This is a genomic window from Kribbella amoyensis, assembly GCF_007828865.1.
Taxonomy (GTDB): Bacteria; Actinomycetota; Actinomycetes; order Propionibacteriales; family Kribbellaceae; genus Kribbella; species Kribbella amoyensis.
Genome location: NZ_VIVK01000001.1, coordinates 2647760 through 2671606 on the forward strand (window position 1 = coordinate 2647760; position 23847 = coordinate 2671606).

26 protein-coding genes are annotated in these 23847 nt (G+C 71.0%); 14 read left to right on the plus strand and 12 right to left on the minus strand.

Translation table 11 applies throughout. The features are described from left to right. Positions 1-140: 140 nt before the first annotated feature. Positions 141-890, minus strand: a complete 750-nt coding sequence (locus tag FB561_RS12565) for a response regulator (protein ID WP_170284847.1) — start codon at positions 888-890, stop codon at positions 141-143. Further along, entirely contained in the window at positions 887-2224 is a 1338-nt protein-coding gene (locus FB561_RS12570; protein WP_238334785.1) for a sensor histidine kinase, read from the minus strand. The genes FB561_RS12565 and FB561_RS12570 overlap by 4 nt, the downstream gene beginning before the upstream one ends. Positions 2225-2399: 175 nt before the next feature. On the opposite strand from FB561_RS12570, the gene FB561_RS12575 reads away from it, so the two are divergent. The 3 genes from FB561_RS12575 to FB561_RS12585 all read left to right on the plus strand — a co-directional run bounded on the left by FB561_RS12575 (position 2400) and on the right by FB561_RS12585 (position 4111). After that, on the plus strand, positions 2400-3101 hold the full coding sequence (locus FB561_RS12575) for a M15 family metallopeptidase (protein WP_145806265.1): 702 nt from the start codon (positions 2400-2402) through the stop codon (positions 3099-3101). 15 nt (positions 3102-3116) lie between these two features. Then, a complete protein-coding gene (locus tag FB561_RS37860) occupies positions 3117-3521 on the plus strand; it encodes a hypothetical protein (protein WP_170284649.1) in 405 nt (134 codons plus the stop codon). A gap of 200 nt (positions 3522-3721) precedes the next feature. After that, the gene (locus FB561_RS12585) at positions 3722-4111 is read left to right on the plus strand and encodes a pilus assembly protein CpaE (protein WP_145806266.1); all 390 of its coding nucleotides are present in this window, start codon (positions 3722-3724) and stop codon (positions 4109-4111) included. 65 nt (positions 4112-4176) lie between these two features. Here the strand turns inward: FB561_RS12585 and FB561_RS12590 are convergent, their stop codons facing one another. Next, on the minus strand, positions 4177-4872 hold the full coding sequence (locus tag FB561_RS12590; protein WP_145806267.1) for a YqeB family protein: 696 nt from the start codon (positions 4870-4872) through the stop codon (positions 4177-4179). Between the two features lie 141 nt (positions 4873-5013). Between FB561_RS12590 and FB561_RS12595 the strand changes: the two genes are divergently transcribed. Beyond that, complete coding sequence (locus tag FB561_RS12595; protein WP_145806268.1) at positions 5014-6027, plus strand: ornithine cyclodeaminase family protein; 1014 nt, start codon at positions 5014-5016, stop codon at positions 6025-6027. Between the two features lie 9 nt (positions 6028-6036). After that, on the plus strand, positions 6037-7461 hold the full coding sequence (locus FB561_RS12600; protein ID WP_145806269.1) for an aromatic amino acid lyase: 1425 nt from the start codon (positions 6037-6039) through the stop codon (positions 7459-7461). On the opposite strand, the gene FB561_RS12605 is transcribed toward FB561_RS12600, so the two are convergent. Next, positions 7436-8488 (minus strand): iron-siderophore ABC transporter substrate-binding protein, encoded by a 1053-nt coding sequence (locus FB561_RS12605; RefSeq protein ID WP_145806270.1) that lies wholly within the window; start codon positions 8486-8488, stop codon positions 7436-7438. The genes FB561_RS12600 and FB561_RS12605 overlap by 26 nt on opposite strands. Positions 8489-8682: 194 nt before the next feature. Here FB561_RS12605 and FB561_RS12610 point away from each other — a divergent pair, with 194 nt between their 5' ends. The 4 genes from FB561_RS12610 to FB561_RS12625 all read left to right on the plus strand — a co-directional run bounded on the left by FB561_RS12610 (position 8683) and on the right by FB561_RS12625 (position 11004). Next, positions 8683-9339: a hypothetical protein gene (locus tag FB561_RS12610; RefSeq protein WP_145806271.1), complete on the plus strand. Its 657-nt coding sequence runs from the start codon at positions 8683-8685 to the stop codon at positions 9337-9339. Between the two features lie 87 nt (positions 9340-9426). After that, a complete protein-coding gene (locus tag FB561_RS12615; protein WP_145806272.1) occupies positions 9427-9768 on the plus strand; it encodes an ArsR/SmtB family transcription factor in 342 nt (113 codons plus the stop codon). Beyond that, positions 9765-10247, plus strand: a complete 483-nt coding sequence (locus tag FB561_RS12620) for an SRPBCC family protein (RefSeq protein WP_145806274.1) — start codon at positions 9765-9767, stop codon at positions 10245-10247. The genes FB561_RS12615 and FB561_RS12620 overlap by 4 nt, the downstream gene beginning before the upstream one ends. 1 nt (position 10248) lies before the next feature. Beyond that, positions 10249-11004 carry an SDR family NAD(P)-dependent oxidoreductase gene (locus FB561_RS12625; RefSeq protein WP_145806276.1) on the plus strand — a complete coding sequence of 252 codons (756 nt, stop codon included), beginning with the start codon at positions 10249-10251 and terminating at the stop codon, positions 11002-11004. An 11-nt stretch (positions 11005-11015) separates the two neighbouring features. Here the strand turns inward: FB561_RS12625 and FB561_RS12630 are convergent, their stop codons facing one another. The 3 genes from FB561_RS12630 to FB561_RS12640 are packed head-to-tail and all read right to left on the minus strand — an operon-like array spanning position 11016 to position 14682. Then, positions 11016-11954, minus strand: a complete 939-nt coding sequence (locus tag FB561_RS12630) for an ornithine cyclodeaminase family protein (RefSeq protein ID WP_145806278.1) — start codon at positions 11952-11954, stop codon at positions 11016-11018. A gap of 1 nt (position 11955) precedes the next feature. Beyond that, positions 11956-13113 (minus strand): NAD(P)/FAD-dependent oxidoreductase, encoded by a 1158-nt coding sequence (locus FB561_RS12635; RefSeq protein WP_145806280.1) that lies wholly within the window; start codon positions 13111-13113, stop codon positions 11956-11958. Continuing rightward, positions 13114-14682, minus strand: a complete 1569-nt coding sequence (locus FB561_RS12640) for an aldehyde dehydrogenase family protein (protein ID WP_145806282.1) — start codon at positions 14680-14682, stop codon at positions 13114-13116. Between the two features lie 61 nt (positions 14683-14743). Between FB561_RS12640 and FB561_RS12645 the strand changes: the two genes are divergently transcribed. Then, positions 14744-15331, plus strand: a complete 588-nt coding sequence (locus FB561_RS12645; protein ID WP_202880599.1) for a hypothetical protein — start codon at positions 14744-14746, stop codon at positions 15329-15331. Positions 15332-15425: 94 nt separating this feature from the next. Further along, a complete protein-coding gene (locus tag FB561_RS12650) occupies positions 15426-15911 on the plus strand; it encodes a DnaJ family domain-containing protein (protein ID WP_145806283.1) in 486 nt (161 codons plus the stop codon). Between the two features lie 6 nt (positions 15912-15917). Here FB561_RS12650 and FB561_RS12655 read toward each other — a convergent pair whose 3' ends face one another. Both FB561_RS12655 and FB561_RS12660 read right to left on the minus strand, forming a co-directional pair. After that, entirely contained in the window at positions 15918-18020 is a 2103-nt protein-coding gene (locus tag FB561_RS12655; protein WP_145806285.1) for a thiamine pyrophosphate-dependent enzyme, read from the minus strand. Positions 18021-18038: 18 nt separating this feature from the next. After that, complete coding sequence (locus FB561_RS12660; RefSeq protein ID WP_145806287.1) at positions 18039-18518, minus strand: MarR family winged helix-turn-helix transcriptional regulator; 480 nt, start codon at positions 18516-18518, stop codon at positions 18039-18041. Positions 18519-18614: 96 nt separating this feature from the next. Between FB561_RS12660 and FB561_RS12665 the strand changes: the two genes are divergently transcribed. Beyond that, a complete protein-coding gene (locus tag FB561_RS12665; RefSeq protein ID WP_145806289.1) occupies positions 18615-19922 on the plus strand; it encodes an MFS transporter in 1308 nt (435 codons plus the stop codon). Here the strand turns inward: FB561_RS12665 and FB561_RS12670 are convergent. Beyond that, positions 19880-20335 (minus strand): GNAT family N-acetyltransferase, encoded by a 456-nt coding sequence (locus FB561_RS12670; protein ID WP_145806291.1) that lies wholly within the window; start codon positions 20333-20335, stop codon positions 19880-19882. The two genes, FB561_RS12665 and FB561_RS12670, sit on opposite strands and share 43 nt — an antisense overlap. Before the next feature lie 180 nt (positions 20336-20515). Here FB561_RS12670 and FB561_RS12675 point away from each other — a divergent pair, with 180 nt between their 5' ends. Further along, positions 20516-21208 carry a hypothetical protein gene (locus FB561_RS12675; protein ID WP_145806293.1) on the plus strand — a complete coding sequence of 231 codons (693 nt, stop codon included), beginning with the start codon at positions 20516-20518 and terminating at the stop codon, positions 21206-21208. A gap of 45 nt (positions 21209-21253) precedes the next feature. Here FB561_RS12675 and FB561_RS12680 read toward each other — a convergent pair whose 3' ends face one another. Further along, positions 21254-21910 carry a type 1 glutamine amidotransferase domain-containing protein gene (locus FB561_RS12680; protein ID WP_202880600.1) on the minus strand — a complete coding sequence of 219 codons (657 nt, stop codon included), beginning with the start codon at positions 21908-21910 and terminating at the stop codon, positions 21254-21256. Between the two features lie 73 nt (positions 21911-21983). On the opposite strand from FB561_RS12680, the gene FB561_RS12685 reads away from it, so the two are divergent. Then, entirely contained in the window at positions 21984-22862 is an 879-nt protein-coding gene (locus FB561_RS12685) for a LysR family transcriptional regulator (RefSeq protein ID WP_145806297.1), read from the plus strand. On the opposite strand, the gene ku is transcribed toward FB561_RS12685, so the two are convergent. Continuing rightward, complete coding sequence (gene ku, locus FB561_RS12690; protein ID WP_145806299.1) at positions 22843-23811, minus strand: non-homologous end joining protein Ku; 969 nt, start codon at positions 23809-23811, stop codon at positions 22843-22845. The two genes, FB561_RS12685 and ku, sit on opposite strands and share 20 nt — an antisense overlap. Positions 23812-23847: the final 36 nt, after the last annotated feature.

Here is a 23847-nt window from a genome sequence, read left to right on the forward strand (position 1 = left end):
TCCGGGCGGCACCCTGGTGGGTATGACGGGAGACTTTCTGCCCCGGCGCCGGCAAGCGTCGATCCGGGCCCAGCTGCTGACGCTTGTCGTCGTCCTCGCCGCCGCCGCGGCCGTCGTGGTCTACCTCGTGCGGTGATCGCTCACGAGTCCCAGCGAACCTCGGCCTCGCCGGGCCGGACCACGCCCGCCTCGTAGGCGACCACGACGGCCTGGACCCGGCTGGACAGGCCGAGCTTCGACAGCACGCTGCTCACGTGGGTCTTCACGGTCGTCTCGCTGACGAAGAGCTTCGCGGCCAGGTCCCGGTTCGACAGACCACGCGCCATCCAGACGAGTACGTCGCGTTCCCGGTCGCTCAGTTGCGCCAGCAGCCCGGCCCAGCGACCGCCCGCGACGGCCGAAGCCGGCGCCGGTTGACCCGTGACCGGGTTGCCGACCTGGCGTTCGAGCTCGACGCACCGCTCCAGCAGGACGCGGGTCGACGCCGGGTCGACCAGCGAGTCACCCCGGTACACCGCGCGGACCGCCGAGACGAGCAGGTCCGGGTCGGTGTCCTTCAGCAGGAACCCGGACGCGCCCGCACGGACCGCGCTCAGCACGTACGCCTCGTCGTCGAACGTGGTCAGCACCAGGACCGCCGGCCGCTGCCGCCCGGTCTCGCGGTTGGCCTGGGTGATCCGCTCGGTCGCGACCAGCCCGTCCATCACCGGCATCCGGATGTCCATCAGCACGACGTCCGGGTCGTACTGCTCGATCAGCCGCAGCGCCTCCTCGCCGTCACCGGCCTGTGCGACCGTGGTCAGGTCCGGCTCGTGGTCGAGGATCATCGCCAGGCCCATCCGGATCACGCCCTGGTCGTCGGCGACCAGGATCCGGATCTGCTCGGTCACTTCTGCGGCGGCAACCATGCCTGCACTCTCCATCCACCCAGGGGTCCGGCCGCGACGGCGAGGGTGCCGCCGCAGGCCATGGCTCGTTCGCGCATCCCGATCAGCCCGTTGCCGCGGCCGCTCTCGCTCCGCCGGGCCGATTCCAGCACGTTCACCGGCGGTGGTCCGCCGGCACCGTTGTCGTCGATCGTCAGCAGTTCGCCCTGCGGCCCGCTCTGCCAGCTGACGGCGGCCGCGGTCGCCTTCGCGTGCACCATCACGTTGGTGAGCGCCTCCTGGATGATCCGGACCGCGGTCAGGTCGATCGCGGAGGTCAGTTCCCGGCTCCGGGTCGGCAGCTCCATGCTGACGTCGACGCCGACCGCCTTCAGCCGCTCGCCCATCCGGGCCACCGCGGCCAGGTCCGGGACCGGGGCGGTCTCGGCGCCGGGCTCGGCCGAGGTCGCCGTGTTCAGCACCCGGACGGTCTCCCGCATCGCCGTCAGCGCTTCCTTGCCGCTGGCAATGATCCAGCGGACCGCCTCGCGCAGCGCGGCCGGGTTCTGGTCGGCGACCCGGTCGGCCGCCTGGGCCCGGATCACCACGGCGCTCATGTGGTGCGAGACCACGTCGTGCAGATCCCGGGCGATCCTGGTCCGCTCGGCGGCGGCGACCCGCTCGGCCTCGACCGCGCGGAGCCGGATCAGCTCGGCGTTGCGGGCCTCCAGGACCAGCAGGCTCTTGCGGCGCCGCAACGCGTTCGCGCCGAGCAGCACCATGCCGGCGATCAACGCCTCCGCGAACACGAACAGTGATACGTCCACGTAGGTGTACAGCGAGGACAGGTCGCGCGGCAGCGAGCGGTACCGGACGCTGGTGATCCCGCTCACCTGGCTGAGCACGATCGCCACCACCGCCGGCAGGCCGACCATCATCCCGGCCAGGCTGCCCATCGTCCAGAACAGGCTGGTCACCCGGCGCACCCCGCTTGCGGCCGCGATGTACCCGACCACCAGCAGCGGGACGAGGTGGATCTCCGACTGCAGCGCGGCGTCGCTGATCCGCGGCTGCCCGAAGACCCGGAAGCCGAGCTGCTCAGCCAGCCCGGTACCGGCCGCGGCGTACACGAACGGGTAGAGCACCGAGACGAAGACGAGCGTGCTGCGCGGCAGGGTCCGGCCGCAGGCGACCGTGATCACCAGGAACACGCCGGTCACGACCGAGACGCTGGGGTTGGCCGGCCGCAGGTCGCTGGAGCTGATCAGGCTGAGCGCGGCGTACCAGCCGGCACCGATGATCGCCGCGAGCAGCAGATCCTGCTGCAGCGTCGGCAACCGGCGCCAGAAGGTCCACACCTTGCTCAGCGTAACGAGGATCGGCAAGCACCGGTTCAGCCGCCGGAACGGGCCCGGCTCCAACTTTCGGAGGAGGAAACGCGTCCGACCCCCTACCCAGGGTCCACCTCACGTCGTCGAGGACGGTCCCTGGGACGGATGCGACACACCCGGCTGACTTGGAAGGCTGTTCCCCATGACCAACGACTCACCGCGGCGCACCTTCTCGGTGCGGGCCCAGGTGCTGTCCGTGACGGGTGTCGCCGTGCTGCTGTCCGCGCTGGTCTGGCACGCCGAGCTGGCCGACTTCGCCGGTATCGGCTCGGGCGCGGATAAGCAACCGGTGGTCAGCGGCTCGGGCCCGGGCGGGACGACCCCGCCGCCGGTCGACGCCAGCACCCCGGCCGGTACGCCCAGCCGGACGCCGTCGCGGACGCCGACCCGGACCCCGAGCCGGCAGCCGGCCACGCCCAAGCCGAAGAAGCAGGCCACCACCCCGTCGTACGACGAGTCCTCGACCGAGGGGATGTCGCCGAAGCTGCGGACCCGGTTGCTGAAGGCGATCGGCGCGGCCAGGAAGGACGGTGTGACGATCACGATCACGTCGGGCCGGCGCAGTTCCGCCAAGCAGGCCAAGCTGTTCGCCGAGGCGGTCGAGAAGTACGGGTCCTTCAAGGCGGCGTCCCGCTGGGTGCTGCCGCCGGAGTACTCCGCGCACGTCCAGGGCAAGGCGGTCGACATCGGTCCGCGGGCGGGGATGACCTGGCTGGACGAGAACGGCTACCGGTTCGGCCTGTGCCGCCGCTACGACAACGAGCCGTGGCACTTCGAGGCGCTCACCACGCCGGGCCGCGCCTGCCCGCCGCGCGAACCGCACGCCGTCGCCAAGCACGATTGATCAGGGGAGACAGTTATGTATACGACCACGGCCCACCCACTGACCCAGCCGCTCGCCCGGCCGCCGCTGCGCCGGCGCCGCGACCGCAACGCCGTCCCCGCCCTGTGGCGACAGGTGGTGCGAAGCGGCGCGAAGGAGGACGATCGAACCGTGCAGCGGGAACCGGACCGGTCGGCGTTCTCCCAGCTGGAGATCTACGACGCCGTACTCCGCGCCTTCGAGCGTCGCGCCGAGGTGCTGGACACGATCGCGGCCGCCTCCGACCGGGACGCCGCGGTCGGCCGCGTCCGCGACCTGCTCGCCGTCTCCCCGGCCCAGGCCGGCGCCGTCGTCGACCTGCCGCTGCACCGCTTCACCACCGGTACCCGGGACCGAGTGGCCCGCCGCGCCGACGAGCTGCGGCAGGCGCTCACCCGCTGACTTCCAGGTGACCGATCGACCAGAGAGGAGGAACTGCCACCGGCTCGGCCGGCTTGGCGTGGGACAGGGTTGAGGGGCCCCTCCCAGCCGGGCCGGCCGCCGTCGTTCCCGGTGCTCGGGTCCGGTGGTCCGCGGCGGTGGCCGGAGGCGACGACGCGCGGGGAGGTGAACCGGTTGAGCCGGGCGGGGAGGATGGAAGGGTGATCACGGTTGAGCAGGCGAAGCGGTTACGGAAGGCCGGCGCGCTCTGGGTGCCCGGCGCGGGCGATCGGTTCGTGGTCCCGGACCGGGGGATGGACGACGACGTGTTCGTCGTCAGCGACATGACGGTCGAGGTGCACGACTATCCCGGTGGCAAGGTGATCGGGTTCAACGGGACGACCGAGTGGGCGCTGGACAGCATCGAGCAGCGCGAGGTGATCTGGTTGCCACGCGAGGAGCAGCTCCGGACCCTGCTCGGTACCCACTTCAGCCGGCTCGAGGCCGGCCCGGACGGCTACACCGTCCAGAACACCGACGGTAGTCGGCACACCTCACCCGACGCCGAGCAGGCGTACGCCGAAGCCCTCCTCACGCTCCTCGACGGCTGACGACCCGACCGGCCAGCGGCCGACCCGGGCCCGGCCGAAGCGCTCCGGAACAGAGAAGCGCGTCGTCAGACAGCGCGCCAGTACTGCTTCTCGTCGCGGTCGCGGACGACGTAGCCGAGCTTGCCGATCTCGTCGCGGAGCTCACGCAGGTCCGCCTTGCCCTTGTCCCCGGCGGCAAACGACTTGCTCCGGGCCCGCAGGACCGCGTTGACCGCGGCCGGGAGCTCCGGATCGTCCTCGACCCAGCGGCGGAACTTCTCGGCGTGCGGGTCGCCGTCGTCGGACCACGGGTACCCGTGCGCCCGGAACGCCGCCGGGATCCGCTTCGCCTCGGACTTCAGCTGGTCGTGCTTCTCCCGGGCCAGCTCGCGCGAGGTCCCGTCCTGCAGCACGATCTCCTTGCCGTCCAGGAACGCCACCGCGACCTGATCCCGCGGCACCCGGCCGGTCTTCTCGTTCTTCAGGAACTCGACCTCGGCGTCGGTTACGGTCACCTTGAGCACGTCGTCCAGCGCGACGGCGGCCAGGAACACCCCGGCGACCAGGCCGATCACGGTCAGCACGACGACCACCCACCACCCCTCCAGGCGGGCGACCACCTCCACCGGTCCGGGCATCGGCAGCCACGGCTTGTCGACGGCCCAGTCCGCGATCCGGGGCAGGAAGAACCCGAGCGCCAGGCCGACCAGCGGCAGCCCGCCGAACAACACCACCTTGTCCGTCGTCGTCCGCCCGATCACCGTCGCCGTACCCGTGCTCATCGCAGCCCTCCTTGGCCATCGCCCCCGGTCCGAGGACGCTAGCAGCGCGTGACCGCCCGATCAGCGACTGAGACGGTCCGGGATACCGAAGTCGGTGGCTGACACCCTGGGTCGAGACCAAAGTCGCCGATCGGAGGGTTCATGGCCGAGGGGATCTGGTTGCGCTTCCTGTCCGGGCCGGACATCGACGGGCTCGGACTGACCCGGCCCGAGCTGGTGGCCGCGGTGGAGGACGCGATCCGCGAGCACGGTGAGGGCCGGACCAGTTTCGAGCCCCGGGTCCACCTGCGCCCGGACAACGGCGGGATCGGCCACTTCAACGTCCTGCGTGGCCATCTCGACCGGCTCGGGGAGCACGGGGTCAGCGGGGTGAAGGTGGTCGGCGACTTCGTCCCGAACTACCAGGTCGGGCTGCCCAGCGAGCTCGCGATGGCGACCTTGTTCGACCCGACCACCGGCGTACCGCTGGCGGTGCTGGACGCGACCATGATCACGGCCGCCCGGACCGGCGCGATGACCGCGGTCGGCGCGAAACACCTGGCGCGCCGGGACAGTCGCGTCCTCGGGCACGTCGGTTCCCGCGGGACCGCCTGGTGGAACGTGACAATGCTGGACGACCTGTTCGACCTGGACGAGATCCGGGCGACGTCGCGGCGGCCGGAGTCGCGGGAGGCGTTCGGCGCCGAGCTCGCGGCCGTGCTGGACACCCCGGTCCGGGTGGTGGCGACGGCCGAGGAGGTGTTCGACGGCGCGGACATCCTGGTCGAGGCCAGCCGGTTGACCGAGCCGGAGCCGCTGCTGCGGACCGCGGCCGTGAAGCCCGGCGCGTTCGTCGTCCCGTACGGCACGATCAGCGCGGTCGAACTGGACCTGCTCGATGTGATGGACAAGGTGGTCGTGGACGACTGGCGGGAGGCGCGGTCCGGCCGATTCGGGTCGCTGCGCCGCCACGTCGACACCGGCCGGTTGTCCGAGCAGAGCCTGTACGCCGAGCTGGGCGAGATCGTGGCCGGCCGGAAACCGGGGCGCGAGGACGATGCCGAGCGCAACCTCCTCTGGCATCGCGGGCTGTCCTTGCTCGACGTGGCGGTGGCGCACCTGATCCTGCGCAAGGCCGAGGCCGCCGACGTCGGCACGATGCTCCGGTTCCACTGAGCCGCCGCCATGATCGTCGACGAACCACGGGACCTCACTCCGGGCGCGCAGCTACCGATCGAACTCTCCGCCGAGCTGCTCGCCCGCGTGGAAGCACGACGAGCCGAGGTACTGCGGGCGCTGAGCTCGGGTGATCCGGTCTACGGCGTGACCACGGGAATGGGGGCGCTGAGCAAGGTTCGCCTCTCGGACGAGGAACAGCGGACCCACCAGCGCAACCTGCTGCTCGGCCGCGCGGTCGGCGGTCCACCGTGGTTGCCGCCGGACCAGGCTCGCGCTGTCGTGGTCACGCGGTTGCGGACGTTCCTCACCGGTGATGCCGGAGTATCGGCCGCGCTCTGCGGGCAGTTGGTTGCCCTCATCAACAGTCCGTACGTCCCCGCGATCCCGGCCGAGGGCGCCGGGTCGGCGGGCGAGATCATCCCGCTCGCGCATGCCTTCGGTCCGCTGACCGGGATCGGCACATTGCTGGACGCCGATGGTCGTGAGGTCCCGGCCGAGGGCCTGCTGCCGCCGTTCGAGCTCGGTCCCAAGGAAGGAATCGCCTTACTGGCTGGGATTCCCGGCACGACCGGCCGGGCGTACTCGCAAGTGCGTGCCGCCGAACGGCTGGCCGACCGGATGGCCGAGATCGCCGCGGGGGCGATCGCCGTGATCGGCGCCAACCGCGATCCGTACCACCCGTCGACCGGCCGCGGCGACGAACTCCTTCAAGCCGAGCAGACCCGGATCCTCGAGCTCGCCGGCCCCGAATCCCAACCACGGTCCCTGCAAGCGCCGGTCTCGTTCCGGGTCGTACCACAGGTGCTCGCCCACGTTCGTCGAGCACTCGGACGGCTGGACGAGGCGGTCACCCGCGCCCTGGACGGTGTCACCGACTCACCCGCGTACCTGGACGGCGCGTTCGTCGGCACGGCCGGGTTCCACGGGATCGACCTGGCCGCGCATTGCGATCACCTGGTGGCCGCGCTCGCGCATGCGGCCGAGGTGTCGACGGCACGACTCCACCGGCTTCTCGATCCCGAGGTGACCGGGTTGCCGGCGCAGTTGGCGTACGACCCTGGCCCGCAGGCGGGACTCGTTGCCGTGCACAAGCGTGCGGTCGCCGCGGTGCATTCGCTGCGGCGTCTCACGGTGCCCTCGTCCATCGGTACGGCGGAGACCTCCAACGGTCAGGAGGACGTGCAGACGTTCAGCTGGGAGGCGGCCGGTGTCCTCACCGAGGCGGTCCGGCTGACCCGCGAAGTCACGGCCTGCGAGTTGCTGGCGGTCCACCAGGCGTTCTTCCTGGCGAAGCGGCCGGTCCCCGTCGCGCTGGCGGAGTTGCTCGGCGCGACGGCGGACGCGGTACCGGTGATCGAGGCGGATCGGCCGTTCGGGGTCGATCTGCGGCGGTTGGCGGACCTGCTCAGTTCTGGGTCAGCGCGTCCTTGAGCTGCGGGACCAGCTTGGTCAGCGCGTACTTGATGCCGAGCGGGCCGCCGATCGAGAACGCGCTGGAGAACTGGCCGCTGTCCGAGTTCGAGTTGATCACCGGGGCACCGCCGAAGTACGCGACGTGGCCGGCCTTGACCGCGGGCAGGGCGGCGAACAACTTGTTGCCGGTGACGCCGGGATCGATCTTGCCGTTCTGGTCCGCGGCGGCGAGGAAGATCAGGTCGGCGTCCAGCTTGCCGATGTCCTCGTCCGGCAGCTTGACGTAGAAGTCGCCGTTGTCCATCGCCGCGATCCGCGGGTTCGGCTTGAACCCGAGCGCGGTCAGCAGCCGCATCCGCGGATCCGACGGCAACCAGGCGGACAGCTCGCCCGACGAGTAGACGCCCGCGGTGATCACCTTCCCGGCGAACTCCTCGTTGGCCTTGGCGGTGTCGGTGATCAGCGCCTCGGTCCGCTGCACCACCTGCTCCGCCTCGGCCGACGTCCCGGTCGCCTTCGCGATCGACCGGACCTGGTCCTGCCACGCGACGCCGTACACGTTCTTCGTCCCCGGCGGCGCAGCGATCGTCGGTGCCATCGCCGCGAACGTCTCGTACTGCTGCTTGTCGTTGACGCTGTTGACGTACAGGATCAGGTCCGGCTTCAGCGCCGCGATCCCCTCGAACTTCGGTTCGTACGCCTGGATCAACTTCGGCGCCGGCCGATCGCCGAGCGCGTCCTTCACCCAGCCGCGCGTCTCGGTGAACCCGAACCAGTCGGCCCCGGCGACCAGCTCCACCCCGAGCGCGATCGCGGCCTCCATGTCCCCACCACCGATCGTCACCACCCGCTGCGGCTTCGCCGGGATCGTGGTCGAGCCGAACAGGTGGTCCACGGTCACCGGGAACCCTTCCCCGCCGGCAGCCGTGGTCTCCGGGCCGTCGTCGCTGCCGCACGCGACCAGGCTCGCGGCCAACGCGAGCACCACGGCGACAACGGCGACCCATGACGATCGAGCACGACGGAGGACGGGCGGGACGGACATCGGGCTCTCCTCGGCGACGAAGTCAAGGCGAGCCTTACCTTACCTGCCGGCGAGATCGCTGACGGGGGAAGTAGCTTTTCGGGGGGCTCGGTCGTTGTGCCTTGTGTTCTTGGCATTCTGTTGAGGTTTCGCGGGTGCCGGGCCCGGTGGTTCTGGTCTAGCCTGGGTCGGGTTTTCGTCGGCGAGGAGGATCTGTGAAGCGGTTCGTGGTCCCGCCAAACTGGCCCACGCCGCCGCGTCGCAGCTGGGTGCCGCCGAAGACCTGGCGGCCGGATCCGGACTGGCCGCCGGCGCCGGCGGGCTGGCGGTTCTGGGTCGACGGCAAGGGCAACACGGTCCGCGGGCCGGTCGGCCGGTACGGCGGGACGTCCAGGCGCGCCGTCCTGACCGGGGCCGGTGGGATCGCGCTCTTCCTGGCGATCAACGTCTGGGCGCTGTCCGCGATCGGGCTGTTCGACGGCGAGGACAAGCCGCCGCAGTTGCAGGTCGCGCCCGTACTCGACGACAAGAGCCCGACGCCGACGGTCACCCCGCCGAAGGTGAGCCCGACCGTGCCGAAGCCGTCCACGCCGCCACCGCCGACCCGGACGCCGACCGTGAAGCCGACGGTCAAGCCCACGAAGACCCGGACCACCCGGGTGCCCGAGCGTACCGAGTCGCGCGATCCCAAGCCGACCAGGACGACGACGACACCGACCCGTCCGCCGGTCACGCCGACGTGGCGCCCGCCGACCCGTGAGGACATCCTCCGCGAGTACTGCCGGCAGCGCGGCTGGGATCCGGACTGGTGCAACCCCGACAACTGGCCGCGGAACACCTCCGAGCCGTCCACGCCGCCGTCCGGCAACTGACCCGGACGTTCCCGCTCGTGTCTTGACAGCGGGAGAGCTCTGCCCCCATTCTTAACCTATTGGTTCTGAAACTGATTGGTTATAAAGATGGATCGTCTGAGTGGAGTCTTCGGGGCGCTGGCCGACCCGACCCGGCGCGAGATCCTGCGGGTGCTGACCCGGGGCGACGCCAGCGTCGGTGAGCTGGCGGCGCCGTTCGCGATGTCGCAGCCGGCCGTGTCCAAGCATCTGAAGGTGCTGGAGCAGGCCGGCCTGATCACCCGGACCCGCCGGGCGACGGCGCGGCTGAGTCACCTCGAGGCCGAACCGATGCGGGAAGCCGTGAGCTGGCTGATGGACTACCGCGCCTACTGGGGCGAGAGCTTCGATCGCCTCGACGACCTGCTCGACGAGCTCCAGGACCGGACCGAGCCGGAGGACGACCGATGACCGAGACCCGCGTGACCGCCGAGCCAGGAGTACCGCAGGTCGTGATCGTCCGCGAGTTCCGGGCGCCGCGCGAGCTGTTGTTCCGCGCGTACACCGAGCCCGACCTGGTCCCGCGCTGGCTCGGGCCGGCGAACCTGACGCTGACGGTGAACCAGCTCGATCCACGGCACGGCGGCAGGTGGCGCTGGACCCACTACGACACGAACGGCCGCGGGTACGCCTTCCACGGTCTGTACCACGGAACACCTACGCCGGAGCGGATCGTGCAGACGTACGAGTTCGACCGGCAGCCAGGGGTCGTGTACCTGAACACGATCACCTTCGAAGAACGTGACGGGATCACCACGCTGACCCAGAACACCGTCTTCTTCACCGTCGAGGACCGCGACCTCTATGTCCGGGACGGGATGGAGCGCGGGATCCGGGCGTCGATGGAACAGCTGGACGCGCTCGTCACCCGAATGGCCGAGGAGGCCTGACATGTTGCTCAGTGAGAAGAACGCCATCGTCTACGGGGCGGCCGGCCCGATCGGCAGTGCGGTCGCCCGGTCCTTCGCCGCCGCCGGGGCCACCGTCCACCTGGCCGGGCGGACCCGGTCCCGGCTGGAGAAGGTCGCCGACGAGATCCGCGCGGCCGGCGGGACCGCCGAGACCGCCGAGGTGGACGCGCTCGACGAGTCGTCGGTCGACCAGCACGCCGAGCAGGTCGCGGCGAGTGCCGGCAGTATCGACGTGTCGTTCAACCTGATCGGGCACCAGCAGCAGTTCGGGACGCCGCTGGTCGAGCAGGATCTGGCCACCTTCGAGCTGCCGGTGCACACCGCGGTGCGGACCTTCTACCTCACCACCCGGGCGGCGGCGCGGCAGATGATCAAGCAGCGCTCGGGCGTCGTCCTGACCTTCGGCGGGTACGGCCCGCCGGCAGCGAACCTGGGCGGTTTCCAGACCGGCTTCGGCGCGGTCGAGGCACTCCGCCGGAACTTCTCCGTCGAGCTCGGCCAGTACGGCATCCGCGTGCTCACGTTGCAGACCGGCGGTATCCCGGAGGCGATCCCGGACAGCTTCGACGAGCAGACCCGCGCGGCCATCACGGCCGCGGCGGTCCGGGAGACCCTGCTGCAGCGCGCGGCCACGTTGGACGACGTCGGCACCGTGGCCGTGTTCGCCGCCTCCGACCAGGCCAAGGCCCTGACCGGGACGGGCATCAACCTCACCGTCGGCGCCGTCCCCGACTGAGCCGCGGAAACTCAGGCGAGGAAGTCGATCTGCCGGCCCGTGCCGGTGGCAACGGCCGCCTGGTAGACCGGCCAGGCGAGGGCGAGGTCCTGCCAGGGCAGCCCGACCGGTGCGTACACGGTCACCTCGCTCGGCGAGCGGCGGCCCGGTACCGCCTCGGTGAGGACCTCGCCGAGCGTCCCGGCGACCACGTCCGCCCCCAGGCCGACGTTGCCCAGGGCACCCATCTCCACGACGAGCCGGGGATCGTCGACGAAGACCCGCGCGCCGGTCAGCAGGTCCGCGTCGAGCTCCACCTTCCCCGGCTCGTCCGCCCCGAGCGTGGTGAAGTGCCGGCCAGGGCGTACGTCGGCCGCGGACACCAACGGCGACCGCGACCACGTCGCCAGCACCACGATCTCCGCCCGCGCAGCCACCTCGCCAGGATGATCGGCCGAGGCGCCAGAAACCCCTTGGGTGGCAAGGAACTCGCGAGCCCGGGACGGATCGAGATCGTGGACGACCAGGCGATCCAGGCCCCGTAACGCCGTCAACCCGCGGACCACCATCGCCGACTGCGCCCCGGCCCCGATCACGCCGACGGTACGGGCGCCGGCCGGGGCGAGGACGTCGGTGGCCAGCGCGGCCGCGAGCCCGGTACGCCAGGCCGTGAGCGTGGCCGAGTCGAGCAGCGCCAGCAACGATCCGTCGTTCTCGTCGTGCAGGCACACCACGCCTCGCAGCGCCGGGGTCGCGCCGGGGAACTTCGCGTTCACCTTCACGGTGTAGCCGGGGATCCCCGGAATCACCCCGGGCAGCAACGCGGTCGCGGTACCGGGGCCAGGGAGATCGGTTCGCACTCGGAGTGGCTCAAGAGCCGATGTAGCCGTGAATCCGGCCCGGAGGACGCGCAGGACGGACCGGACGTCGAGCAGGCCGAGGATGTCCGACCGGGTCAGCAGCAGCGTCATCTCAGACCACGTTGTACTCGGTGCGCGCACCCGCGGCCCGGAAGCGGCGGACATCCAGCGGGCTCACGTCGACCACCGGTGGCCGCCCGAGGTACAGGTCCCGGATCACCTCGCCGACGGCCGGTCCCTGCAGGAAGCCGTGCCCCGAGAACCCGGTCGCGTAGAGGAACCGGTCCACGCCTTCGGCCGCGCCGATCAGCGCGTTGTGGTCCGGCGTGAGCTCGTACAACCCGGCCCACCCGCTGGTCAGGCCGACGTCGAGCAGACTCGGGGCGCGACGCTCCATCGCCTCGGTCAACCGCGGCAACCAGGCGTCCGTCCGGTCCAGGTGGAATCCCGGCTGCTCCAGCGGGTCCGACATCCCGATCAGCAGCCCCGGTCCCTCCCGGTGGAAGTAGAAGGTGCTGTCGGAGTCGATCGTCATCGGCAGGTCCGCGGGCAACCCCGGGACCTCGGCCGTGACCACGATCTGGCGGCGCAACGGGGTCACCGGCAGCTCCACCCCGGCCAGTTCGCCGAGCCCGGCCGACCACGCCCCGGCCGCACAGATCACGGTCCCGGTCCCGATCGCGCCGAGGCTGGTCCGGACCGAACGGATCTGGTTGCCGACAGCATCGATACCGACGACCTCGCACCCGGTCACCAAGGTTGCGCCCAAGCGGCGGGCGGCCCCGGCGTACCCGAGGACGACGGACTCCGGTGAGCAGTGTCCCGCGTCGGGCGAGAAGCAGGCGCCGACCAGACCGGCGGCCGAGACCAGCGGGGCGAGCGCGATCGCCTCGTCGACGGAGATCATCCGGGTCGGTCCACCGGCCGCGTTCTGCCGCCGCGTGCTCTCCTCGAAACCGGCCACCTGCTCGGCGGTGGACAACAGGAACAGGTACCCGACCTGGTGCAGGTCGATCTCCTGGCCGGGCCGGCGGCCGAAGTCCGCGAACGCCGCGAGGCTGCGGGTCCCGAGGGCGATGTTCACCTCGTCGGAGAAGTTGGCCCGGACACCACCGGCCGCCTTCGAGGTGGAGCCCGAACCGAGCGCGTCCCGCTCCAGCAGGACGACGCCCTCGACGCCGGCTTCGGCCAGGTGGAACGCGATACTCGTCCCCATCACCCCGCCGCCGACGATCACCACCTCGGCACGCGCCGGGAGCCGAGCCGCCATTCAGGCCCGACCAGCTGATCCGGTGGACGGCAGCAGGAAGTCCAGGTCGGCCTCGACCGTCTCGACGTCCATCTGCGCCTTCTGCAGCTTGCCCGAGTAGTCCCAGTTCATCGACTGCCAGCGGGTGAACTGGTCCAGCACCCACACGCCGCTCTGCCGCGAGCCGTTGCCCGACTTCCCGTTCCCGCCGAACGGCAGATGCGCCTCGGCGCCCGAGGTCGAGTTGTTCACACTCACCATCCCGGCCGAGATCCCCTGCGCGAACCGGAACGCCTTGTTCGGATCGGTGGTGTAGATCGAGCTGGACAGCCCGTACCCGGGTTTGTTGCCCAGCGCAATCGCTTCGCCGAGCTCGCGGTACGTCGTGATCCCGACGACCGGCCCGAAGGTCTCGTTGAGGAACAGCTCGTCGTCGGACCGGACCCCGTCGACGATCACCGGGTGGTAGAAGAGCCCGGCGGCCGGATCCCCGACGAACCCGGCCCGCGGGTTGTCCGCGCCGACCCGGCCGACGGCGCCGATCACCCGGTGGTGGGCCGCGATCCAGCCGAGCGACTTCTCGAACCCGGCCGCGAACTTCTCGTCCAGCAACGGCCCGAACAGCACGTCCTCGCGCGGGTCGCCCATCGCCGCCGACGCCACCGCGGCCCCGAACCTCGCCACGAACTCCGCGTGCACCGACTCCTGCACGATCACGGTGCCCAGCGACGTACACCGCTGCCCCGCGGTCCCGAATCCGGAGAACAGCGCGCCCTCGACGGCGAGGTCGAGGTCGGCGTCCTCGGTGACCACCATCGGGTTCTTGCCGCCGAGCTCGAGGCACGGGGTCTGCAGGTGCCGCCCGCACAACTCGCCGACCCGGCGGCCGACCTCGCTCGACCCTGTGAACCCGACCTTGTCGATCAGCCCGGCCGCGAGGGCCTGCTCCAGTCCGGCGAACGTGTCCGGGCCGTCGGCGTACACGAGGTTGAAGACCCCGGCCGGGACGCCCGCGCGGGTGAAGATCTGGTGGAACGCGTCGGAGGCCACAGCCGAGTACTCCGCGGGCTTCCACAGCACCGTGTTGCCGCAGAGCAGGGCCGGGACGATGTACCAGGACGGAACCGCGACCGGGAAGTTGCCGGCCGTGATCACCGCGACGGTGCCGACCGGGCGGCGGAACGTGAACAGCTGCTTGTCCGGCATCTCCGACGGCACCGTCTGGCCGTAGAGCCGGCGGCCCTCGCCGAGGAAGAAGTCGCAGGTGTCGATGATCTCCTGGACCTCGCCGAGCGCCTCCGCGAGTGGCTTGCCGATCTCCTGGGTGACCAGGGCGGCGAGGCGGTCCTTGTTCGCGGTCATCAGCCGGCCGACGTTCGCGATCACCTGGCCGCGCCGCGGAGCCGGGACCGCTGCCCAGCCGGACTGCGCGTGCCGTGCCGCCTCTGCCGCGGCGACGAAGGTCTCCGGTCCGGCGGACCCGATCTCGCCGACCACCTCGGCGGTGTTCGCGGGGTTGGTGGAGTCGGTGGTGCGGACCGGGTTCGGGACGCGTTCCCCGGCGATCACGGACAGGATGGCAGCCGACACGGACGGGTCCTCTCGCTCCAGGAACTCGGTGTTGTTCAGCCTCTCATGTGAGCATGCCGGTGTGAGCGGTGTCAGGCTGACCGACGAAGAGATCGAGGCGATGAGCCCCCAGGAACGGCGGGAGCTGATCCGGCGGCTGGCCCCGGGGCCACCACCCGGGTTGCTGCCGTCGCGACGGACGATCGAGCGGATCCGGCACTTCCGGCTGGCGTTGCTGCTGCTCTCGATCGCGGTCCTGGTGCCGTGGACGGTGTACCTCGCGGTCACGCTGCCGGACCGGTACGTGGCGCGGAACTGGGTCAGTACCTGGGTCGGCTTCGACATCATCCTGGTGGTGATGCTCGCGCTGACCGCGATCGCGGGCTGGCGGCGGAGCCAGCTGTTGTTCCCGACCGGGTTCGCGGCCGGTGTCCTGCTGGTGTGCGACGCGTGGTTCGACGTGCTGACCAGCCAGGCCGGGGACGACCGCCTGCAGGCACTGCTGACCGCGGCCCTGATCGAGCTGCCGCTCGCCTTCGTCCTGATCGCGGGCCCGCTGCGGATCCTGCGGTACGTCGCGATCAAGCACGGCCTGGTCGATCCGGCCGCCCGGTTCTGGCGCCGCCCGATCCCGCTGCCCGAGTCGGAGGACCCAGCAGAACGCTTGTGAACGCCTTCACAATATGGTTGGCTGGTCGATGACGGGACCAGGCCCTGTCTGGGCTCCGCGTCGTACAGCGACCCGAGTACGGGAGGTGCGTACAGTGACCGAGCGCAAGCCGCCCGGGATGACGACCCAGGAGTGGGTCCAGCTGCAGCTCAAGCAGGCCGATGCGCGCGGGGAGTTCGACAACCTCGCCGGTGCCGGGAAGCCGCTGCCGAAGCTGGCGGATCCGCATGATCCGGACTGGTGGGTCAAGGACTTCATCCGGCGCGAGCAGATCGAGACCGAAGCGCTGTTGCCGCTGTCGGTCCAGCTCCGCAAGGAGAAGCAGCGGATCGGCGAGACGGTCGCCAAGCTACGGACCGAGACCGAGGTTCGCGACTACCTGCGCGACCTGAACGAGCGGATCCGGATCCAGGTCCGCGACTCCACCGGCGCGGTGGTCCCGGTCGGTCCGGTCGACGAGGACGAGGTACTCGAACTGTGGCGCCGGGATCGTCCCGAGCCGCAGTCGGTCCAGCCGCGGGATCCCGAGCCGGAGGCGCCGCGCCGCCGTACTCTCTGGCAGCGACTGTTCAGCGGCTGACCTGACTCAGCTGTCGAGCAGTGCGCGGGCAGCCGCCTCGATGGTGTGTTCGCCGAGCAGTACCTGGTGGGCTGCGGCGCCGAGGGGCACGAAGCTGTCCTCGCTGGTCACCCGCGCCATCCGGCCGGCGTAGCCCGCGTCCACCAACGCGGCCAGGACGCCCTCGGACACCCCGCCGGAGCGCCGGGTCTCGTCGACCACCAGGACCCGTCCGGTAGCCGTTGCCTCGCGCAACAGATCGTCCACCGGCAACGGCGCCAGCCAGCGCAGGTCGAGCACCCGGACCCCGCCGAGCCGGGCCGCCACTCGCAGACTCATCAGGACGCCGTTGCCGAAGGTCACCAGGGTCAGCCGCTCCCCGTCGCCGTACGTGCGCCCGCGTCCGATCGGTACGTGCTCGGCCGGGTACGGCGTGAACCAGCCGTCGTCGCCGTCCTCGTACAGATCGCGGCGGTGGTAGAGCGCGATCGGTTCGAGGTAGACGCAGACCGCGCCGTCCGAGCGGGCGGCCGCGGCGCAGGTGTGGAGCATCGCGGCCGCGTCGTCCGGGCGGGACGGCGACGCGATGACGAGACCGGGGATGTCCCGCAGCACACCGATCGCGTCGTCGTTGTGGAAGTGGCCGCCGAAGCCTTTCTGGTACCCGTAGCCGGCGATCCGCAGCACCATCGGATTGCGGTACTGCCCCTGCGAGAAGAACTTCAGCGACGCCGCCTCGCCACGGAGCTGGTCCTCCGCGTTGTGCAGGTACGCGAGGTACTGGATCTCCGGCAGCGGCAGCAACCCGGAGACCCCTGCACCCAGCCCGAGTCCGAGGATCGACTGCTCGTCCAGCAACGTGTCGAACACCCGGGCCGGCCCGAACGCCTTCTGCAGCCCGCGCGTCACGCCGTACACCCCGCCCTTGCGCCCGACGTCCTCGCCGAACACCATCGACTCCGGGTACGCCGTGAGCACGTCGGCGAGGGCACGGTTGATCGACTGGCTCACCGTGAGCGGATCGCCGGGATCCGCGGACCGAGCGGGCAACGTGGTCTCGTCGACAGCGGTGAGACGCAACGGCGCGGCCACCTCTTCGGCCGACGAGAGCTGCGGCAGACCGGCGACGTCCTGCGCGATCTCCAGGACCTCGGCCCGCTTGTCCTCGTACAGCCCGACGATCTCGTCGGCCGTACACCCCGCGGCCAGGAGCAATCGCGCGGTCCCGAGCAACGGGTCCAGCTCCTCGTCCGCGACCACCTCGGCCGGCGAACGGTACGCGGCCTCGACGTCGGACCCGGCGTGACCCATCAACCGGACCGTCCGCAGCCGCAGGAACGCGGGCCGCCGGTTCCGCCGGACGAACGTCGCGGCCTCGGTCGCCAGCTCCAGCGCGGCCGCCAGATCGGTGCCGTCGGCATCGAAGTACCGCAGGCCCGGCCGTTGTCCCCAGCTCTGCTTGATCCAGCCGTCCGGGGTCCGCACGCTGATCCCGATCCCGTTGTCCTCGCAGACCAGCAACAACGGCATCGGCAACCCCTGGTACGAGGCGTGCAGGGCCGCGTTGATCGCGCCGGTCGCGGTGGAGTGGTTCGCGGAGGCGTCACCGAAGCTGGTCACCACGATCGCGTCCGCGGGCCACGGCGACGGGACTCCGAGCTTGGCCGCGCGAGCGATCGAGAACGCCACCCCCATCGCCCGGGGCAGGTGCGAGGCGATCGTCGACGTCTGCGGGATGACGGCCAGGTCGTGCCGGCCGAACACCTTGTGCCGGCCGCCCGCGATCGGCTCGCTGGTCGCCGCGGCGACGCCGAGCAGGATGTCGCGCAGCCCGTTCTTGTCGCCGTGCGCGGCGGCCCGGGCCAGGTAGAAGGCGCCGGATCGGTAGTGCAGCAGGGCCGGGTCCGTCGGCTGGACCGCGGCGGCGACGGCGACGTTGCCCTCGTGGCCGGACGAGCCGATCGTGTAGTACCCGTGGCCCTGGGACTGCAGCCGGCGGGCCGCGAGATCCGCGTGCCGACTGCCGAGCTGGGCGTCGAACAGCTGCCGGAGCAGCTCGGCCGGGTACTCGCACGGGGTCGGCGTCAGCCGCCGGACCCGCTCGGCGAACCGCTCGTCGACCTGGCTCATCGCCCGGTCCGGACGGGCTCAGAAGCCGCAGTCGAAGCCGTCGTCGTTCGGGTTGGCGTCGGCCAGGCCGGCCAGGATCCGGGAGGTGCGTCGAAGGTCCTCACCCGGAACATGATCCGCGAAGAACGTCGCCACCACAGCATCGACCACGGGTTCGGCGGTGCGCAGCGCCGCCCGGCCGGCGTCGGTCAGCTCGGCCCAGGTGGCCCGCCGGTCCTCCGGCGAGGTGGTCCGGACGACCCAGCCGTCCTTGTCCTCCAGCTTGCCGACCAGCCGGGTCGCGCCGCTGCGGGAGATCATCAGCGTCGCCGCCAGCGGGGCCATCCGGATCCGGCCGTCGGCCTGGTCGATCGCCCGCAGCACCTCGTGCTCGAAGTACGTCATCTTGGCGGCACTGCGCAGCGTGTTGTCCAGGTGGGTGAACAGCAGCGTGTCCGCGCGGTACATCGCCCGCCACGCCTCGAACTGGTCACGGCTCATCCGCTTCGTGGTCGCCATGCCGGGGAGTCTACAACTAAACAGTTGACACGTGAACAGTTGCGATGGGTAGGGTGTGCCGGGTCGAGTTCGTCCGTCAACGCTGAGGTGTGCATCGTGAGCAAGGTTCGCTGGAAGGCCGTCCGGCCGCTGCGGCACCGGGACTACCGGCTGCTGTGGATCGGGCTCGCGGTGGCCCTGCTCGGCAGCGGACTCTGGCTGGTCGCGCTGGCCTGGCAGGTGATCGAGCTCGGCGGCGGCCCGGTCCAGCTGTCGGTCGTCACCACCGCGTACTCGATCGGCCTGGTCGTCTGCGTCCTGTTCGGCGGGATCGCCGCGGACAGGTTGTCCCAGCGCACGGTCATCGTCGCGGCCGACACCGTCCGCGGGGCGGTCCTGCTGGTCGTCGCCGCGCTGGCGTTGACCGGCTGGCTGGAGATCTGGCACCTCGCGGCCGGCGCGGTGATCATCGGCGCGGGCGAGGCGTTCCTGATCCCGGCGTACACCGCGTTGGTCCCGCGGCTGCTGCCCGCCGACGAGCTGCTCGCGGCCAACGGTCTCGAAGGGACCCTGCGGCCGTTGGCGCAGCAGGCGACCGGACCGGCGCTCGGCGGGGTCGCGATCGCCGCGTTGTCACCCGGGGTCGCGATCCTGGTGGCCGCGTTGACGTACCTGTTCTCGGCCGCCTGCGTGCTCGCGATGCACGTACGGCCCGAGCCCGCCGCACCCGCGAAGGCCGACGACGACGCGCCGACCGGGGTGCGCTCGATGATCGCCGATCTGCGTGAGGGCTGGACGTATGTCCGGCAGACGCGCTGGCTGCTGGCGTCCCTGCTGTTCGGGACGATCTTCGTGCTGCTCATCCTCGGACCGCTGGAAGTCCTGCTGCCGTTCGCGGTTCGGGACCAGCTCGGCGGCGACGCTCGTGAGTTCGGGCTGATCCTGGCCGCGTTCGGGATCGGCGGGGCGGCCGGTGCGTTGCTGATCTCGTCGCGGAAGCTGCCCCGGCGGTACCTCACGGTGATGACGCTGATGTGGGGCATCGGGTCCGCGCCGTTCGTGCTGCTCGGGATCGCCGAGGACCTGTGGCTGATGGCGGCCGGCGCGGCTGTGGTCGGGGCGACCGGCTCGGCGGCGATGGTGATCTGGGGGACGCTGCTGCAGCGCCGGGTGCCCGATCACCTGCGCGGCCGGATCTCCAGCCTGGACTTCTTCGTCTCGCTGCTGCTGATGCCGGTGTCGATGGCGCTGGCCGGACCGGCCGGGTCGTTGTTCGGCGTGACCGCGGTGTTCGCCGTCGCCGGGATCGGCCCGGTCATCGTCTGCCTCTTCGTCGTCTGGCTCGGCCGGATGCCGTCCGACGAGATCGCGCACCCGCTCGATCAGGACGAGGGCGCGACGAACCTGATCAGCGCGGAGGCCTGAGTACCGCCCCACTCGATCGCCGAGCGCCCGGCCTCGGTCCAGCCGGCCCGGCCGTACAGCGCGATCGCCGCGTGACAGTTGTCGGCGACCTCCAGCTCGGCCCGGGACCCGCGGTCGGCGGCGACGGTGACGCAGTGGTCGAGCAGCATCCGCCCGAGTCCGCCACCGGTGCGCGACGGATCGACGAACAGCCGCTCGACCAGCAGGCGATCGCCGGTCTCGGTGAGCGCGACGTGGCCGGCCGGCTCGTCGTCGACGGTGACCACCCAGCACCCGACGGCACCGAGCGGGGTCAGCCAGTCGCCGGGATCGGCCGGCCAGTTGATCGGGTACCCCGCGCCCTCGTGCACGTCGTACAAGGCGGCCACACAGGCGGGAAGATCGGCGGGGGTTCGCGGTCTGATGCTCGGCACGGCCCCATCTGACCACGCGGCCGGGGAGCGGGTGGGCGAGGGGTGCCGGAACCTCGGGGTCGCGCCGTTCGTTCTGCCGATGTCGACGCTGCCGGGGAGTCGACTGGGGCGGTGGCTCGGTGGCGGGCGGCGAGGGGGCCCACGAGGGTGATCCTCCGGCGACGACGAGTGAGCTTCGCGATGCAGGTTTCCCCGAACGTGCGACGGGCGGCGGTGGCGGCCGGGCTCGGGCTCGGCACGGTCGGCCTGCTCGCCGGGGTCCTGCTGTTCGGCCCGCTCGCGGCGACCCTGTTGCTCTTGGTGGTCTTCGCGCTGACGTGGCCGCTCGCCGCGATCGTCAAGCACCTCGCCGACGACACCCCGTTCCAGTCGTCCGTGGGGGTCGCGCTGGTGACCGCGGCCGGCATGCTCTGCGTTCCCGGCCTGATCCGGCTGCTGGCCAGTGGTGCGTTGGGGATCTCGCTCGCGCTGCTCTTCGCCGTGGTGTTCGTCGTGATCGACCGGGTGCTGCCGAGCGATCGCCCGGAGCGGCGACGGTCCCGTCGCCGCTCGCGGTCGAAGCGCCGGGCCGAGCAGTCCGCGGACGAGAGGCTGATCCTGATGAGCCGGCCGCAGGACGAGGTGGACGACGAGGCGTTGATCGCCTCCCTGCAGTGCCCGCTCAGTATCGAGGAACTCTGCGGCGTCTGGTGCGAGACCACCCAGACCCTCGAACAGGGCGCCGATCTGCGCGACCGGCAGGCCGTGGCCGAGGTCCGCCGGATCTGCCTGGACGAGTTCGAACGCCGCAACCCCGAAGGCTTCCAGCGCTGGATCGGCGCCGGCGCGTCGGGCGACCCGGGCACGTTCCTGCTGCCCGAGCCGGGCGAGTGATCCCACCGATCGCCGCAGCCGGTGCCGTCGGACCTCGTCCCACCGTTACCCGAGGAGCCTGCTCACCTCGGTGGCGGCGCGGTGCGCGGAGGCCGGGTTCTGCCCGGTGACCAGGCGGCCGTCCACGACCACCTGCTCGGTGAAGTCGGGGGCCGGGTGATGGATCGCGCCCCGTTCGGTGAGCGCGTCGGCGAGCAGGAAGGGGACGACGTCGGTGAGGCCGACAGCAGCCTCCTCGGAGTTCGTGAAGGCGGCGACGTTCTTGCCGTCGACCAGGTGCCGGCCGTCGGAGAGGGTGAGCTCCACCAGCGCGGACGGGCCGTGGCAGACGGCCGCGACCACGCCACCGCGTTCGTAGATCGCGGCGGCCAGCTCGGCCAGGTCCTTCGCGCCCGGGAAGTCCCACATCGTGCCGTGGCCACCGGCGAAGAAGATCGCGTCGTAGTCGGCGGCGGTCAGCTCGGCCGCGGTCCGGGTGCCGGCCACGTCGGCCTCGGCGAAGAAGCGCCGCTGGGTTTCGTCGGTGTCGTCCAGCCCGTCGACCGGCGGCCGTCCGCCGGCGACCGAGACCAGCTCGACCTGGTGACCGGCGGCGGTGAACACCGCCCACGGTTCAGCGGCCTCGCCGGCGTAGAACCCGGTCGTCCGGCCGGTGTCGCCGAGCTGGGAGTGACTGGTGAGGGCAATCAGTACGCGTGTCATGTCCGCCATGATGCCGAGCCGGACCCATCGGAAACCAATAGCGAAGAACGCAGCAAGGCATAGGATTTCTGATATGAGCGTTTCTCTCGACCTGTTGCGCAGCTTCCTCGCCGTGCATCGGGCCGGGTCGGTCACGGCGGCGGCCGAGAGCCTCGGGCTGTCCCAGCCGACCGTGACCGCGCATCTCAAGGCGCTCGAGGCGGCGCTGGGCCGGCCGTTGTTCGAGCGGCAGGCGCGCGGGGTCCATCCGACCGCCGCCGGCGACGAACTGGCCCGCCGGATCGCCGAGCCGATCGACGTTCTGCAGGGCCTGGTCACCGACGAGCTGGGCGAGCCGGCCGCGGCGACGGTTCACCTCGGCGGGCCGTCCGACTTCCTCTGCGACCAGGTGCTGCCGGTCCTGGCCGATCGGATCGCCGGTGGACTGCAGCTGCGGACCCGCTTCGGCCTGCCCGACGATCTGCTCGACGCACTGCTCGCGCACCACCTGGACGTGGTGATCAGCTCGACCCGGCCGCGCCGGCCCGGGCTGCGGGTGACGCCCTTGTACGACGAGACGTTCGCTCTGGTCGCGGTACCGAGCTGGTTGCCTGGTGCCCCGGTGAGTTCCCCCGAGGCGCTGCGCCGGATCCCGCTGGTCGCGTACGGGGAGGAGGCGCCGATCATCCGGCGCTACTGGCGCAGCGTGTTCGGGACCAGGCTGAGCCGGACCGCCGATCTCGTCGTCCCGGACCTGCGCGGTGTGCTCGCCGCGGTCCGGGCCGGGGCCGGGATGAGCGTGCTGCCGACGTACCTGTGCGAGCCGGCCCTGCGTTCGGGCGAGCTCACCTTGCTCGCGGATCCGGAACTGCCGCCGCTGAACACGTTGTACGCCGTGATCCGGGCCGACGCCGGTCCGCGGAGTGCGGCCGGCGTGGTCCGGGACGAACTGATCAGGCGGCTTTCTTCTTAGCCGCAGACTTCCTCGCGGTCTTCTTGGCCGCCGTCTTCTTCGTCGCCGTCTTCTTCGTGCCCGCCTTCTTCGCGGCGGACTTCTTGGCGGTGGACTTCTTCGCGGCCGTCTTCTTGGTGGCTGCCTTCTTCGCCGAGGTCTTCTTCGCACCGGTCTGCTGGCCGCCCGAGCGTCTGGCGCGGGCCGCCTCGACGCTGGCACGCAGCGCGCTGACCAGGTCGGTCGGTGCGGTCGCCTCCGGTTCCTCCTCGGTGGAGACGATCTCCTCGCCCTTGTGCTTGGACTCGACCAGCTTCTTCACCCGGTCGGTGTAGCTGTCCCGGTAGTCCTTCGGCCGCCACGGCCCGCTCATCGCCTCGACCAGGTCGGCCGCCATCTTCAGCTGCTTGCCCGACCCCGCCTTCGGGAGATCACCGAGCTCCTTCGCCGGATCGCGGATCTCGTCGGCGAAGTACATCGTCTCCAGTACCAGGACCTTGCCGTCGGCCCGGATCGACGCGAGGTACTCCTTGCCGCGCATCACGAACGTGGCGATGCCGGCCCGGTTCGTCTTGTCCAGGGCGTCCCGCAACAGCCCGTACGACGAGGCGTTCTCCTGGTCCGCGGGACCCAGGTAGTACGTCTTCTGGAAGTAGATCGGATCGATCTCGTCCAGGTCCACGAACGTGTCGATCTGCAACGACCGGGACTTGCCGGGCGCGATCTCGTCCAACTCCTCGCGTTCGACGATGACGTACTCGCCGCCGCCGACGTCGTGGCCCTTGACGATGTCGTCGTACTCGACCTCACGGCCGGTGCGCTCGTTCACCCGTTTGTACCGGATCCGGTCGGACGTGCCGCGCTGGAACTGGTGGAAGTCCACCTCGTGCTCCTCGGTCGCGGAGTACATCCCGACCGGCACGGACACCAGGCCGAAGTTGATGTACCCGTTCCAGATCGCTCTCGCCATCACCGGCTCCTTTCCGCTGGACTCCCGGTCCCCGGC